This is a genomic window from Burkholderia stagnalis (assembly GCF_039848545.1).
GTDB lineage: Bacteria > Pseudomonadota > Gammaproteobacteria > Burkholderiales > Burkholderiaceae > Burkholderia > Burkholderia stagnalis.
The window spans coordinates 3,138,053-3,152,992 of record NZ_CP156685.1; the positions used below are offsets into that span (position 1 = coordinate 3,138,053).

General features: G+C 68.7%; 11 protein-coding genes, 1 tRNA gene and 1 riboswitch. Of the genes, 8 read left to right on the forward strand and 4 right to left on the reverse strand.

The window, feature by feature from the left end:
* The first annotated feature begins 457 nt into the window (after positions 1–457).
* From xdhC to ABFO07_RS14540, 4 genes are all read left to right on the forward strand, one after another.
* The gene (gene xdhC, locus ABFO07_RS14525; protein ID WP_347467718.1) at positions 458–1,462 is read left to right on the forward strand and encodes a xanthine dehydrogenase accessory protein XdhC; all 1,005 of its coding nucleotides are present in this window, start codon (positions 458–460) and stop codon (positions 1,460–1,462) included.
* 18 nt (positions 1,463–1,480) lie between these two features.
* A complete protein-coding gene (locus ABFO07_RS14530) occupies positions 1,481–2,506 on the forward strand; it encodes an adenosine deaminase (protein WP_347467720.1) in 1,026 nt (341 codons plus the stop codon).
* A 155-nt stretch (positions 2,507–2,661) separates the two neighbouring features.
* A complete protein-coding gene (gene guaD, locus ABFO07_RS14535; RefSeq protein ID WP_347467722.1) occupies positions 2,662–3,975 on the forward strand; it encodes a guanine deaminase in 1,314 nt (437 codons plus the stop codon).
* A 198-nt stretch (positions 3,976–4,173) separates the two neighbouring features.
* Positions 4,174–4,312, forward strand: a riboswitch (yybP-ykoY riboswitch).
* A 79-nt stretch (positions 4,313–4,391) separates the two neighbouring features.
* Positions 4,392–4,964, forward strand: a complete 573-nt coding sequence (locus tag ABFO07_RS14540) for a TMEM165/GDT1 family protein (RefSeq protein ID WP_059802250.1) — start codon at positions 4,392–4,394, stop codon at positions 4,962–4,964.
* 96 nt (positions 4,965–5,060) lie between these two features.
* On the opposite strand, the gene ABFO07_RS14545 is transcribed toward ABFO07_RS14540, so the two are convergent.
* Positions 5,061–5,756 (reverse strand): DUF4136 domain-containing protein, encoded by a 696-nt coding sequence (locus tag ABFO07_RS14545; protein ID WP_059563438.1) that lies wholly within the window; start codon positions 5,754–5,756, stop codon positions 5,061–5,063.
* Positions 5,757–5,941: 185 nt separating this feature from the next.
* On the opposite strand from ABFO07_RS14545, the gene pepN reads away from it, so the two are divergent.
* From pepN to ABFO07_RS14565, 4 genes are all read left to right on the forward strand, one after another.
* Positions 5,942–8,632: an aminopeptidase N gene (gene pepN / locus ABFO07_RS14550; RefSeq protein ID WP_347467726.1), complete on the forward strand. Its 2,691-nt coding sequence runs from the start codon at positions 5,942–5,944 to the stop codon at positions 8,630–8,632.
* Between the two features lie 206 nt (positions 8,633–8,838).
* Positions 8,839–9,852, forward strand: coding sequence for a class 1 fructose-bisphosphatase (locus tag ABFO07_RS14555; protein ID WP_059909878.1), 1,014 nt, complete (start codon positions 8,839–8,841; stop codon positions 9,850–9,852).
* 208 nt (positions 9,853–10,060) lie between these two features.
* Positions 10,061–10,136: transfer RNA gene (locus ABFO07_RS14560), tRNA-Thr, on the forward strand.
* 308 nt (positions 10,137–10,444) lie between these two features.
* Positions 10,445–10,699, forward strand: coding sequence for a GlsB/YeaQ/YmgE family stress response membrane protein (locus ABFO07_RS14565; RefSeq protein ID WP_059802254.1), 255 nt, complete (start codon positions 10,445–10,447; stop codon positions 10,697–10,699).
* A 100-nt stretch (positions 10,700–10,799) separates the two neighbouring features.
* Here the strand turns inward: ABFO07_RS14565 and ABFO07_RS14570 are convergent, their stop codons facing one another.
* Genes ABFO07_RS14570 through ABFO07_RS14580 form a run of 3 tightly spaced genes read right to left on the reverse strand, consistent with a single transcriptional unit; the run spans position 10,800 to position 14,895 of the window.
* Positions 10,800–11,282, reverse strand: coding sequence for a TlpA family protein disulfide reductase (locus ABFO07_RS14570; RefSeq protein WP_347467729.1), 483 nt, complete (start codon positions 11,280–11,282; stop codon positions 10,800–10,802).
* Positions 11,279–12,538, reverse strand: a complete 1,260-nt coding sequence (locus tag ABFO07_RS14575) for a sialidase family protein (RefSeq protein WP_347467731.1) — start codon at positions 12,536–12,538, stop codon at positions 11,279–11,281. The genes ABFO07_RS14570 and ABFO07_RS14575 overlap by 4 nt, the downstream gene beginning before the upstream one ends.
* On the reverse strand, positions 12,526–14,895 hold the full coding sequence (locus ABFO07_RS14580; protein WP_347467733.1) for a TonB-dependent receptor: 2,370 nt from the start codon (positions 14,893–14,895) through the stop codon (positions 12,526–12,528). The genes ABFO07_RS14575 and ABFO07_RS14580 overlap by 13 nt, the downstream gene beginning before the upstream one ends.
* Between the last annotated feature and the right edge of the window lie 45 nt (positions 14,896–14,940).

Genomic DNA, 14,940 nt, shown 5'->3' on the forward strand with positions numbered 1-14,940 from the left:
GTCGCGCTCCACCGAGCCCCGCCGGGCCTGCGTTTCGAGCCGCTGCCCCGCCATCGGGCCCTCAGCGTCCCGCGACGCGCCTATGATCGACATGATCGCCGTCTGATAGCACGCATCAGCGCCGGACCATCTTCCGGCTTTTTTGCAGTGCTATCGTGCTGGCTGGATGGCGATCTACGTGCGCGAGGCCGGGCGGTCTCGACCCCTGCGTAACGCGCGCCTGATCCGCAATGTCGACTGGACTCATCATGACAACGCACACCATCCGCTTCTGTCACCCTCATGGCGTCCGCGCATTCGGCGGCGCTGCCCACGCGCCCCGCCCCGGGCCCGCCGCCGCGACCGCGCGGCGCGTGCCCGCCCGGCCCGGCCCGCTGCCGTCCACCATCGCCACCGTCGCCACTGCGCCCGCCAGCCCGCGCCGCGCCATGCGCACCGACCAACCGGGAGCGTGCTGATGGAACCCTGGCTTGGCGATCTTCAGCAACTGCTCGCGCACGGCGAGGCGGCCGTGCTCGTGACCGTCGCGCACACCGACGGCTCCGCGCCGCGCGAAGCCGGCACCAAGATGCTCGTGACGCGCGACACCGCGCGCTACACGATCGGCGGCGGCCATCTGGAATGGAAAGCGATCGAAATCGCGCGGCATCTGCTGAAAGACGGCGCGCACGTGCCCCACGCGCGCAAGCTCGAGCGGCTCTCGCTCGGCCCGAGCCTCGGCCAGTGCTGCGGCGGCGCGGTGGTGCTCGCGTTCGAGCGGCTCGACGTGGGCGACCTCGGGTGGATCATGTCGCTCGCGAAGCGCGTCGCGGCAGGCGCCGCGACCGTGCGTAGCGTATCATTCGGCCCCTCGCCGGGCGCCCCGCTGCTGAGCGAGCCCGAGCCGTCGGCCGCGCGCGCCGATTGCCTGCTGTGGGAAACCGGCGGCGTGTCGCTGATGACCGAAACGATCGCGCCGTACGCGTTCCCCGTCGTGCTGTTCGGCGCCGGACACGTCGGCGCCGCGCTCGTGAAGGTGCTCGCGACGCTGCCGTGCAGCGTGCGCTGGGTCGACCGGCGCGACGCCGCGTTTCCGCCGCCCGACGTGCTCGCCGGCATCGGCAACCTGACGATCGACGCGCGCGACACGCCCGAGGAAGCAGTCGACGCCGCCCCGCCGCAGAGCTACTTCGTCGTGATGACGCACGACCACGCGCACGATTTCGCGCTGGCCGAGCGCATCCTGCGGCGCGGCGACTACGCGTACTTCGGGATGATCGGCTCGCACACGAAGCGCGTGCAGTTCGACCACCGGCTCGCGGCGATCGGCATCGATCCGGCGCAAATCATGCGGATGCACTGCCCGATCGGCGTCGAAGGCATCGTCGACAAGGCGCCCGAAGTGATCGCGATCTCGGTGGCCGCGCAGCTGCTGCAGGCCGTCGAAGCGAATGCGTCCGCGCAGGCTTCCCCTACTTTCTGACCGACCAAGAAAAACGCCATGACCCCGACATTCAAGGACAAGATTGCCCGTGCGCCGAAAGCCGAGCTGCACATCCACATCGAAGGCTCGCTCGAGCCGGAGCTGATCTTCGCGCTCGCGCAGCGCAACGACGTGAAGCTCGCGTACGACTCGATCGACGCGCTGCGCGCCGCGTATGCGTTCACCGACCTGCAGTCGTTCCTCGACATCTACTACGCGGGCGCAAGCGTGCTGCTCACCGAGCAGGATTTCTACGACATGACCGCCGCGTACTGCGAGCGGGCGCTCGCGGACAACGTCGTCCACACCGAGCTGTTCTTCGATCCGCAGACGCACACCGAGCGCGGCGTGCCGATCGCGACGGTCGTCGCGGGGATCGAGCGCGCGCTCGCCGACGCGGAGCAGCGCGGCCTGTCGAGCCGGCTGATCCTGTGCTTCCTGCGCCATCTGTCCGAAGAGGATGCGCTGGCGACGTTCGACGCCGCGCTGCCGCTGTTCGAGCAGTACAAGCATCGTCTGATCGGCGTCGGGCTCGATTCGTCCGAACGCGGCAACCCGCCGTCGAAATTCGCGCGCGTGTTCGAGAAGGCGCGCTCGCTCGGCCTGAAGCTCGTCGCGCATGCGGGCGAGGAAGGCCCGCCCGCCTATGTGTACGAAGCGCTTGACGTGCTGAAGGTCGACCGGATCGACCACGGCGTGCGCAGCATCGAGGATGCGGCGCTGGTCGAGCGACTCGCGCAATCGCGCATGGCGCTCACCGTCTGCCCGCTGTCGAACCTGAAGCTGTGCGTATTCGACGACATGGCGAAGCACACGCTGAAGGCGCTGCTCGACCAGGGCGTCGCGGTGACGATCAATTCCGACGATCCGGCCTACTTCGGCGGCTACGTCAACGACAACTATTTCGCGACCGTGGAAGGGCTGCGCCTGACCGACGCGGAAGTCCACGCGGTGATCCGCAACGGCTTCGAGGCCTCGTTCGTCGACGCGGCGCAGCGCGACGCGCTGACCGCGCGCCTCGACGCGTACTGGCACGCCGCCTGACGATGCACCCGACGAATGCGGACTGCCGCGGTCACGGCGACCGACCTTGAGGAGCGCTTTTCCGATTGATATCCGAGGCGGCGGGGGCCGTCGAACCCACCCCGCGCCGCCGCTCGCACCACGCTGACCGTTTTTTCCACGCAGGACCATTCGTCATGACGCAATCCGCTTTCCGCGCCCAGTTGCTGACCTTCAGCGGCGACCCGGCGCAATCCGACCAGGCCGCGCACTACGAGGCCGACGGCCTCCTGATCGTCGACGACGGCAAGGTCGTCGCGGCCGGCCCGCACGCGCAGCTCACCGCGACGCTCGCGCCCGACGCGCACGTGCAAGACCTGCGCGACAAGCTGATCGTGCCCGGCTTCATCGACACGCACATCCACTATCCGCAGACGGACATGATCGCGTCGCCGGCGCCCGGCCTGCTGCCGTGGCTCGACAAGTACACGTTCCCGACCGAGCGGCAGTTCGGCGACGCCGAGCATGCGCGCGAGGTCGCCGAGTTCTTCGTCGACGAGCTGCTCGCGTGCGGCACGACGAGCGCGCTCGTCTACTGCACGGTGCACAAGCAGTCGGCCGACGCGCTGTTCGCGGCGAGCGATGCGCGCGACCTGCGGATGATCGCGGGCAAGGTGCTGATGGACCGCAACTGCCCCGAATTCCTGCGCGACACCGCGCAGTCGGGCTACGACGACAGCCTGGAGCTGATCGGCCGCTGGCATGGGCGCGGCCGTCAGATGTACGCGCTCACGCCGCGCTTCGCGCCGACCTCGACCGACGCGCAGCTCGAGGCTTGCAGCGAACTCGCGCGCCGCCATCCGGACGTGTTCGTGCAGAGCCACGTCGCGGAGAACGTCGACGAAGTGAAGTGGGCGGCCGAGCTGTTCCCCGGCCACCGCAGCTACCTCGACATCTACGATCACTACGGGCTGCTGCGCCGCCGCGCGGTGTACGGCCACTGCATCCACCTCGACGACGAGGACCGCCGCCGGATGGCCGAGACGGGCACCGTGGTCGCGCACTGCCCGACGTCGAACTTCTTCCTCGGCAGCGGGCTGTTCGATTTCGACAAGGCGGGCGAATACGGCGTGCCGGTCGCGCTCGCGACCGACGTCGGCGGCGGCACGTCGTTCTCGATGCTGCAGACGATGAACGAGGCGCACAAGGTGGCCCGGCTGTCGGGCCACCACCTGAGCGCCACGCGGATGTTCTGGCTCGCGACCACGGGCGCCGCGCAGGCGCTCGATCTCGCGGATACGGTCGGCACGCTCGCGCCGCGCACCGAGGCCGATTTCGTCGTGCTCGATCCGCAGGCGACGCCGCTGCTCGCGCGCCGCACGAAGCGCGCGGAATCGCTCGAGGAACTGCTGTTCGCGTTCGCGCTGCTCGGCGACGACCGGGCCGTGTACCGGACCTACGCGGCCGGCCGCTGCGTGCACGAACGCGGCGCCGTGCGCCGCGCGGCCTGACGGTACGCCTGCCTGCGCGCGTCACGCGTCGCGTGCCGCACGGGTCGGGTGTTTTGGACGGGCGCATGGCGTCCGTTTGTTTTGCCCGTGCCGCGGTCATGCCGCATTTCCGGGCTGCCCGGCCGCGCCCTTTGCGGCCTCCGCTCGCCGCGAAGCGGCCCCCGGCCGCTTTCCGCGCCACATGCGCCGTGCTAGAATCCGCTCCTCATTGGGGAGTAGCCGCTCCGCTCGATGCCTCGCGCCACCGGCGCGCATCGTGACGGAGGCGTCCGTCAACAGACTTGGCCGTTCGGCCATGGCGGACGCAGCCACCGAAGGCCTGGCGAGACCGATGGTTCACAGTGCGCCGCATCAGGGCCCGGCGCGCGGTGGATCGTCGCTCGCACGCACAACAACAGGCCCGTGGAACCCCCGTCGTGACCCAAGCCTTCCTGATCTCCACCGGCGCCGTCGCTCTCGCAGAAATCGGCGACAAGACCCAGCTGCTTTCCCTCGTGCTCGCCGCGCGTTACCGCAAGCCCGTGCCGATCATCCTCGGCGTGCTGGTGGCGACGCTCGTCAACCACGCGTGCGCCGGCGCGCTCGGCGAATGGCTCGGCGCGCTCGTCACGCCGTCGATCATGCGCTGGGCGCTCGCGTTCTCGTTCATCGGGATGGGGCTGTGGATCCTGGTGCCGGACAAGCTCGACGCCGACGAAGCCAACGCGAACCGCACGCGGCTCGGCGTGTTCGGCGCGACCTTCGTCGCGTTCTTCCTCGCCGAGATGGGGGACAAGACCCAGCTCGCGACCGTCGCGCTCGCCGCGCGCTTCCAGGACTACATCGGCGTGGTCGCCGGGACGACGTTCGGGATGATGCTCGCGAACGTGCCGGCGATCCTGCTCGGCGACCGTTTCGCGCACCGCCTGCCGACCACGGTCGTGCACGGGATCGCGGCGGTGCTGTTCATCGTGCTCGGCGCGCTCGCGCTGTTCGGCGCCGGAATGTGACCGGCGCCGCGGTGGCGGCAGGTGGCGGCAGGTGGCGGCAGGCGGCGGCAGGCGGAGCCCGGCGAACCGGCGTGCCGGCATCCGCCGCCGCGCGCGTTACTTGGCCGCCGCCGCGCCGGACGCGGGCGCGGCCGGCACCACGCGTTCGTTCGACGCCGGCGCGGCCGGCCCGCCCCGCTTGTCGACCGGCAGGCGCACTGTCCTGACCGCGCCGTTGCCGAGCGGGAAATCGGCGAGCGCGCTGCGTGCGAGGAACGGCATCGCATACAGCAGCGCACCGTTGTCGCCGGTCGTGCGCGCGGTGACGTTATAGACCTCCTTGCCCGTCGCGCGCTCGGTGATCCGGATCCCGAGCATGTAGTCGAACACCTGGTAAGTCTGGTTCACGTAGCCGGTCGGCATCGGGCCCCAGGGCCCCCACGGGCCCCACGGCCCGCGGCGCCAGTACGGCCCCGGGAACCACGGGTCGTAATAGACCGGCTGCGGCACCGTCACCAGGTCGCTGCCGACGCCGTACGTCAGCCCGACCAGGTAGCGGGCGCTCGCCTGCGGCGCCTGCCGGAACGCGTACGCGGACAGCTCGTTCGCGACGATCGGCTCGTAGGTCGACTGCTCGATGCTGTTCTTCTGCGCGTCGCTGCGCGCGAACGCATACGTGCGTGTCGCATCGCTGCCGCTCCAGTCGGAGAAGGCCGTGACCTGGGTCGTCACGTAGCTGGTGCAGCCCGCCAGCAGCGCCACGCACAGCGCCGCCGCCCATCCCGCACCGCGTTGAATCCATTCGCGTTTCATGATCATCCTCGTCAATCCGTCACCCGCTGGCCGCATCGCGCGACGCGGACGGGATGCCGATAATACGCGGACTGTCCGGCGCGGTAAAAAGTTCGCACGGCACGCAAACTCAAGCCTTTGTACAATGGGCCGGTTCACCGGGCCGCGCCGCGCGCCCGCCCCCGATTCCCCCGACCTCGACGACCATGTCCGACAACGCCAATTCCGCCGTGATCCGCCGCGCCGACTACACGCCGCCGGCCTTCCTCATCGATTCCGTTGCCCTCGAGTTCGACCTGGCACCGGCTCGCACGATCGTCAGGAATACGATGCGCGTGCGCCGCAACCCCGACGCCGCCCCGGCCCCGCATCTGGAGCTGATGGGCGAGGCACTCGAATTCGTCGGCGCGCGGCTGGACGGCGCGCCCTGCACGGCCCGCGCGCACGAGCACGGGCTGACGGTCGAGAACGTGCCCGACGCATTCGAGCTGACGATCGATAGCGCCTGCGCGCCCGACCAGAACACGACGCTGTCCGGCCTGTACGTGTCGAGCGGCAATTTCTTCACGCAGTGCGAGGCCGAAGGCTTCCGCCGCATCACCTACTTCCTCGACCGGCCCGACGTGATGGCGTCGTATACGGTGACGCTGCGCGCCGACAAGGCCGCATACCCGGTGCTGCTGTCGAACGGCAACCTGGTCGACTCGGGCGACCTGCCCGACGGCCGCCACTTCGCGAAATGGGAAGACCCGTTCCGCAAGCCGAGCTACCTGTTCGCGCTCGTCGCGGGCACGCTGGTCGCGATCGAGGAGACGATCACGACCGGTTCCGGCAAGGACAAGCTGCTGCAGGTATGGGTCGAGGCGCACGACCTCGACAAAACCCGCCACGCGATGGACTCGCTGATCCACTCGATCCGCTGGGACGAAAAGCGCTTCGGCCTCGAGCTCGATCTCGACCGCTTCATGATCGTCGCGGTCGGCGACTTCAACATGGGCGCGATGGAGAACAAGGGGCTCAATATCTTCAATACGAAGTACGTGCTGGCGAACCCCGAAACGGCGACCGACACCGATTTCGCGAACATCGAATCGGTGGTCGGCCACGAGTACTTCCACAACTGGACGGGCAACCGCGTGACCTGCCGCGACTGGTTCCAGCTGAGCCTGAAGGAAGGCCTGACGGTGTTCCGCGACCAGGAGTTCTCGGCCGACATGGCCGCCGGCGACGACGTCGACTCGGCGGCCCGCGCGGTCAAGCGCATCGAGGACGTGCGCGTGCTGCGCCAGCTGCAGTTCGCCGAGGACGCGGGCCCGATGGCGCACCCGGTGCGTCCGGAAAGCTACGTCGAGATCAACAACTTCTACACGATGACCGTCTACGAGAAAGGCTCGGAAGTCGTGCGGATGTACCAGACGCTGTTCGGCCGCGACGGCTTCCGCAAGGGGATGGACCTGTACTTCCAGCGTCACGACGGCCACGCGGTGACCTGCGACGATTTCCGTCACGCGATGGCCGACGCGAACGGCCGCGACCTCGCGCAGTTCGAGCGCTGGTACAGCCAGGCCGGCACGCCGCGCGTGACGGTGAAGACCGCATACGACGCGGCCGCGCGACGCTACACGGTCACGCTCGCGCAGGGCTACGGCGACGCGTCGCCCGCCGCGCGCGAAACGCAGCAGGGGCCGCTGCTGATTCCGTTCGCGCTCGGCCTGATCGGCCGCGACGGCCGCGATTTGCCGCTGCGCCTCGACGGCGACGCGGCCGCATCGGGCACGACGCGCGTGCTCGAGTTCACCGACGTCGAACAGGCCTTCACGTTCGTCGACGTACCGGAACAGCCGCTGCCGTCGCTGCTGCGCAACTTCTCGGCGCCGGTGATCGTCGAGTACGACTACAGCGACGACGACCTCGCGTTCCTGCTCGCGCACGATAGCGATCCGTTCAACCGCTGGGAAGCGGGCCAGCGCCTCGCGACGCGCGCGCTGCTGACGCTCGCGTCGCGCGCAGCCGCGAACGAGCCGCTCGCGCTCGGCGAGAACTTCGTCGCCGCGTTCCGCCGCGTGCTGACCGACGACACGCTGTCGCCGGCGTTCCGCGAACTCGCGCTGACGCTGCCGTCGGAGACCTACCTCGCCGACCAGATGGCCGAGTCCGATCCGGCCGCCGTCCACCGCGCGCGCCAGTTCGTGCGCCGCCAGCTCGCGACCGCGCTGCGCGCCGAGTGGCTTGCCGCGTACGAAAGCAGCCAGACGCCCGGCACGTACGAGCCGACGCCGGACGCGTCGGGCCGCCGCGCATTGAAGAACCTCGCGCTCGCGTACCTCGCCGAGCTTGAGGATCCGGCCGACGCGGTGCGTCTCGCGAACGCGCAATACGACGCGGCGAACAACATGACCGATCGCGCGGCCGCGCTCGGCGCGCTGTTGTCGGCCGCCGCGGCGGGCGCGAACGCGCCGGCCGAGCGTGCGCTGGCCGATTTCTACGGGCGCTTCGAGAAGGAAGCGCTCGTGATCGACAAATGGTTCGCGATGCAGGCTGCGCAGCGCGGCACACCCGCGCAGCCGACGCTCGCCAAGGTACGCAAGCTGCTCGCGCATCCGGCGTTCAACCTGAAGAACCCGAACCGGGCGCGCTCGCTGATCTTCAGCTTCTGCGCGGCGAACCCCGCGCAGTTCCACGCGGCGGACGGCTCCGGTTACGCGTTCTGGGCCGAACAGGTGCTCGCGCTCGACGCGATCAACCCGCAGGTCGCCGCGCGCCTCGCCCGCTCGCTCGAACTGTGGCGCCGCTTCACACCGGCGCTGCGCGACCGGATGAAAACGGCGCTCGAACAGGTTGCCGCCGGCGCGAAGTCGCGCGACGTACGCGAGATCGTCGAGAAGGCGCTCGCCTGACGGCGTCGCCCGCGGCTCGTTCGCCGCGCATGGCAAAGCCGGCGCCGCGCGATGCGGCGCCGGCTTTTTTTTGCGCCCCCGGCCGGCCGGCGCGGCGGGATCGGGCCGCCCGGCCGTGTAACCGGACGAAAAAAGCGGTCGTTGCGTGAGGCACGACGGGTAAAATCGAGGCAATTCAAGGATTATTTGGCCTCTCGGAGTCTGTCATGTCCATTGCCCGCCGCACCACGCTGTCCAAGTTCCTGATCGAACAGCAGCGTGCGACCAACAACCTCCCCTACGACCTGCGCCTCCTGATCGAAGTGGTCGCCCGCGCCTGCAAGGCGATCAGCTACAACGTGTCGAAGGGCGCGCTCGGCGACGCGCTCGGCACCGCCGGCAGCGAAAACGTCCAGGGCGAGGTGCAGAAGAAGCTCGACATCCTGTCGAACGAAATCCTGCTCGACGCGAACGAATGGGGCGGCAACCTCGCCGCGATGGCGTCCGAGGAAATGGAAACGTTCTTCCCGATCCCGTCGAACTACCCGCGTGGCGAATACCTGCTGGTGTTCGATCCGCTCGACGGCTCGTCGAACATCGACGTGAACGTGTCGATCGGCACGATCTTCTCGGTGCTGCGCTGCCCGGACGGCAAGCAGGCAACCGAGGAGTCGTTCCTGCAGCCGGGCACGGAGCAGGTCGCGGCCGGCTATGCGGTGTACGGCCCGCAGACGGTGTTCGTGCTGACGACCGGCAACGGCGTGAACTGCTTCACGCTCGACCGCGAAGTCGGCTCGTGGGTGCTCACGCAGAGCAACATGCGGATTCCCGAAGAGACGCGCGAATACGCGATCAACGCGTCGAACGCGCGCCACTGGTACGACCCGGTCAAGCGCTACATCGACGAGCTGAACGCCGGCAAGGACGGCCCGCGCGGCGACAACTTCAACATGCGCTGGATTGCGTCGATGGTCGCCGACGTGCACCGCATCCTGAACCGCGGCGGCGTCTTCATGTACCCGGCCGACAAGCGCACGCCGGATCGCCCGGGCAAGCTGCGCCTGATGTACGAGGCGAACCCGATGTCGTTCATCGTCGAACAGGCGGGCGGCGCGGCGACGACCGGCACGCAGCGCATCATGGAAGTGCAGCCGACCGGCCTGCACCAGCGCGTGCCCGTGTTCCTCGGCTCGAAGCACGAAGTCGAGCGCGTGACGCGCTATCACACCGAAGGCAATTGATTGCACTGCAACACTGGACGGCGTCGCGAGACGCACGTACAATCGCGCCTCGCGATGCAGCCCTAAGGGGTCGCATCGCGGTGAAATGAAATTGGAAGACCTGTCGAAGCAGGGGTTTTGCGAAGCAGCCGAAAAAAAAGCTGAAAAATTTTTCGCAAAACCTATTGCCAAGATCGAAGATTCCACCATATAATTTCATTTCTCTGCTGCCGGTGTAGCTCAGTTGGTAGAGCAGCGCATTCGTAATGCGAAGGTCGTAGGTTCGACTCCTATCTCCGGCACCAAGATAAAAAGGCCTGACAAGCAATCGCTTGTCAGGCCTTTATCGTTTTCCGCGCCGGAAAGCGATAAACGCACTCATCGCATCGCAGCACTCGCTGCGGTCAACGTCCTCCTCCACAAGATTCGACTCGCGCGCTGCGCGGACAAATCCCCTGGAAAATCCCGATCGGAGTACATAACATTACTTAACGATCCTGACCCGCCTATCGCGCTACATTGCGTGGGCGACGCTGCGTAGTCGACGTACCGCGCTGGCCGGCACACCGCACGGCGTCCGGTCTTATCGATTCGTTACAAGGAGAGGACAACCATGACTCATGGCTTGATTATGTGGCTCATCATCGGCGCGATTGCCGGCTGGCTTGCCGGCGTGCTCGTCAAGGGCGGCGGCTTCGGGCTCATCGTCGACATCATCGTCGGGATCGTCGGCGCGATCATCGGCGGCTGGCTCGCGGGGCTGCTCGGCATCAGCATCGGCAGCGGCTTCTTCGGCTCCGTGATCGTCGCGGTCATCGGCGCGGTGATCCTGCTGTTCGTGATCCGCCTGTTCAAGCGAGCCACCTGACGCGCCTGTCGCTCCGCTTCGCAAGCCTTCGTGCGCGCCATCGGGCGCGCTTTCGCAGTCACCGGCGCACGGCCCGATCGCCGTGCGCCGCCCCACCCTCTCAACGACGCGGCGCCGCGCGCAGCCAGCCATCGAGCACGGCGGGCGTCAGCAATCCACTGCGCGCGTCGCGCACGCCGTCGCGGCCGATCCATACGGTGCGCGGCAGTTCTCCCCGCCATCCCGCATCGAGCGCCGTGCGCAGGCGTTCCGGCATCGCCTCGGCGTTCGCATACTGCGCGACGTGCGGCGGCAGGTTCATCTGCGCGAGCACCTGTCCGATCGCCGCGCCGTTCTCGTCGTACGCATCCATGGCCACCATCGCGATGCGCACCTCCGGGTGACGGCGCTGCCATTCGACGAGATGCGCGGCATTCTCGCGACAGTACCCGCAGTCGAGCGACCAGATTTCGACCACCAACGGCCGCTCGTGCGCACGCTCGAACAACCGGCCGACATCGGCCGCGCGCAGCGGCTGCAGCGCGCCGGCCAGCACCGGCCCGCACGCGAGCACCAGGCTCGCCAGCACGATCAGGCGCTTCATTGCCCGCCCTCCACCGCAATCAGCCGGTAACCGTCGTTGCGCGTGCGCCATGACAAGTAGACGCGCCCCGCATCGTCGAGCAGTTGCGGATTGTCGCTCGCCCCCGACGTCGACGCGATCACGCGCGGCTCCGACCAGTGCGCGCCGCGATCGTCCGAGCGGCGCAGCTTGATCTGCATCGTGTCGCCGTCGAACGCCTTCCACGCGAGCCACACGACATCGCCGCGCGCGACCATCGCCGCATGCGAAGCCTGCTCGCCCGGCGCGGCCGGATTCGCGCCGAACGCCCATGCGGCGCCGAGCGGCCGGCCGTCCGCGGCGATCCGCGAATAGAACACGTCGGCACGGCCGTCGACCACGCCGAACCACGCAAGATGCCGCGTGCCGTCCGACGTGATCGCGAGCGCCGGACCATGGTCGGGGCACGCCTCGACGTGCCAGTTCGAGAACGTCGCGCGCAGCGGCGCAACCGGTGCATCGGCCGAGGCCGGCAGCACCGCAAGCGCGTGATCGCGAATCTGGCCCGGGAACACGTTGCGCCACGCAGCCTCCACGCGCCCGGCCGGGTCGATTGCCATCGCGATCCGGCAGCATTCGCAGGTGTGGTCGGTCACCTTGCGCTCCGGCTCGAACGATACGCCGCCGTCGCGCGACACCGCGTAGTAGATCGCCGCGCCGTCGTACGCCTGCCCGGCCGCCTTCGCGGCGGTCAGGTCGCGCTTGTCGATCCAGGCCAGATAGATCCGTCCCGCGGGGTCGACCGCCATCATGTCGAAGCGGTGCGTGATCATCTGCCTGTCGCGATGCACGGTGATCGGCACACTCCACGTCGCGCCGCCGTCCAGCGAGCGCGAGAAGCGCACCATCCCCGTATAAGGCGCGTCGAGCGGCATCGACCACGACACGTAGATCGCGCGGCCGTCCGGGCTCGCCGCGACCTTCGGACGGTTTTCCGCGCTGGTGTAGATCGGTTCCGGCATCGCGTTGACGGTCACCGCGGCAGACAGCGTGCGGCCCGCGTCGTCGGAATGCGCGACGACCACATGCTCGCCCTCGACCCACGCGGCCCACAACCGATGCCGCGCATCGAACGCGGCGCCGGTGGCGAGCGGCTGCTTCTGCGACGCGACCGCCGCCTGCATGCCCATGTGCGCGGCGTGCGGATCGGCGGGCTTCGCCGCGTCGTGCGCGCCGGCAGCGGACAGCCCCGCGAGCCACAGCGCGCAGCCTGCCGCGAATGATTTCACAGCGACCATTTCAGTTCTCCATAGAAAGTGCGGCCCGGATACGGGTGGAACACGTAGTAGCGGCGGTCCGTCAGGTTGTCGATGCCGACCGATGCAACCCAGTGCCGGTCGAAGCGGTAGCGCGCCTTCAGGTCGACGACCGTGTACGAACTGGTGCCGCCATAGACGCCGGGATTCACGTCGCTGTTGTCGAGCGTGTTGAACTGGCGCCCCGAGTAGCGGACGCCGACGCTCGCGAGCCAGTGCTCGTCGAAGCAGTACGACGCGAGCAGGTTCGCGCGCATGCGCGGAATCCGCGGGAACCGCGAGCCGACATACGCGGGGTTCGCCGCGTCGGACAGGATCTGCGCATTGCTCGCGGACACGTTCGCATCGACGTCGAGCCCCCTGAGCCCGACGTTCTGCCCGCTGAACGCGAGCTCGACGCCGCGCACGCGGACGCGATCGACGTTCGAGATGTTCGTGACCGTCGACGCGCCCGACACCGTCGTCTGGCTGTAGATCGAGTCGCGCAGGTCGCTCTGGAACACGCTCGCGCGCACGACACCGACGCCCACGTCGCGCTCGGCGGTGAAATCCCAGTCGATCGCCTTTTCCGGACGCAGGTTCGGGTTGTTGTTGACGATGGCGTTGTTCGAGATCGTGCCCTGGAACAGTTCGCCGACCGTCGGAAAGCGCGTGCCCGTCGCGAACGACAGCCGGAAACGCCAGACGTCGGTGGCGTCCCACTGCAGCGCCACCTTCGGCGACAGCGCATTCGCACTGCGGCCCGCATAACCGAGCGTGCCGCTCGCGTTGCCGAGCGCGCCGCCGTATGCATCCCAGCGCTCGTAGCGCAGCCCGAGCGTCGCGAGCCAGCCGGGTGCGAAGCGCCACGCGTCCTGCGCGAACAGCGCCTGCGTGCGCGTGTCGCCGCGATAGATGCTCGCGAGCGACGTCGTCGGCCCGTTCAGCCAGTCCGCCGTGTTGTACGTGACGTTGCGCAGGAAATAGTTGTCGTAGTGATAGCCGAAGGTGAACGCATGCCCCTTCACTTCCGGCGCTTCCGCCTTCAGGTCGAGCGTGCGCCAGCCGGTGCCGTCGCCCTGGAACTGCGTACCCGCGCCGCCCTGCGCGGTCGACGCCGCGCGCAGCACGTCGCGCGACACGTCGTACGCCGACACGACGCCCGACAGCCGCCAGCCCGAGTCAAGACGCGCGTTCACCCCGAGCGCATACAGCCAGTTCTCCTGGTCGCCGCGCTGCGGCGCGAACGCGCTCGGCGCCACGGTCATGTTCTGCCCGCCGATCGACACGTTGCCGCCGTACACGGGGTTGCCCGCCGCGTCGCGCAGGAACGTCTCGCCGTGCTGCCGGTAATGGTTTTCCCAGTGGCCTAGCGTGAGCGTCGCGTCGACGTGATCGGTGAATGCGTAGCCCATCCGCACCGTCCCGTTGATCTGCTCGGTGCGTTCGAGCGACTGGGCGCCGACGATCGTGCGCGGCTTGCCGTTCGGCCCGACGTCGGTCGCCGCGCCCGTCACCGGCACCGCACGGCCAAGCTTCGGGTTGTACGCGGCGTTCGGGCTTGCGTACTGCATCGGCTGCCCGTTGTTCTCGAGCCGGTCGAGCGACAGCGCGAACCAGAAGCGGCCGACGCGGTTCGCGATCCGCGCGGTCTGGTGATTGCCGCCGAAGCTGTCGGCGAATCCGTAGCCGTCGCGATAGCGTTGCGTGAAGAACTGCGTCGACAGCGACGCCTCGAGCTGCTCGGGCCGCCGCGTGGTCAGCAGCACGGTCGAGCCGATCGCATTGCCCGGATACAGCGCGGAAAAGGGGCCGTACAGCACGTCGACCCGCGCGATGTCGTCGGGCGGAATCAGCGACCAGCGCGGCGGATACGCGTAGCTCGAGCCGAGCAGGTTCGACAGCAGCACGCCGTCGGCATAGACGAGCCCGCGCGCGCTCTGCAATTCGTTGAAATCGCGGCCCGCGAATACCGCGTTGCGATCGCCGATGTAGCGCTTGCGCACCATCAGGTTCGGCGCGTACTTCAGTGCGTCCTCGGTGTTGACGTTGGTGTGCGCGTCGATCCGCTCGCGCGTGATCGACTCGACGACGGCCGGCGTATCGGGGTCGACCGGCCGCCGTTGCGCGGTCACGCTGACGGCGGCGAGCGTATCGCCGCCGGCAGGCGCAACCGCCGCCGGACGCGTGGCAGCGGGCGCCGCGGCGGCTGCCCGGCTGGTCTCCGCGACGGATTCCGATACCGGCTCGGCACGCGCGCCGTCCGGTTGCGCCGCATACGCGGCGGGCCATGCGAAAGCGGCCGCGCATGCCAGCGCGATCCGGCCGCGCGACGGCCGCGCGGCAAGGGTGAATGACATGAATCGTTTCCTGAAAACGTGATCGAACACCGCCGGGCGCCGGGC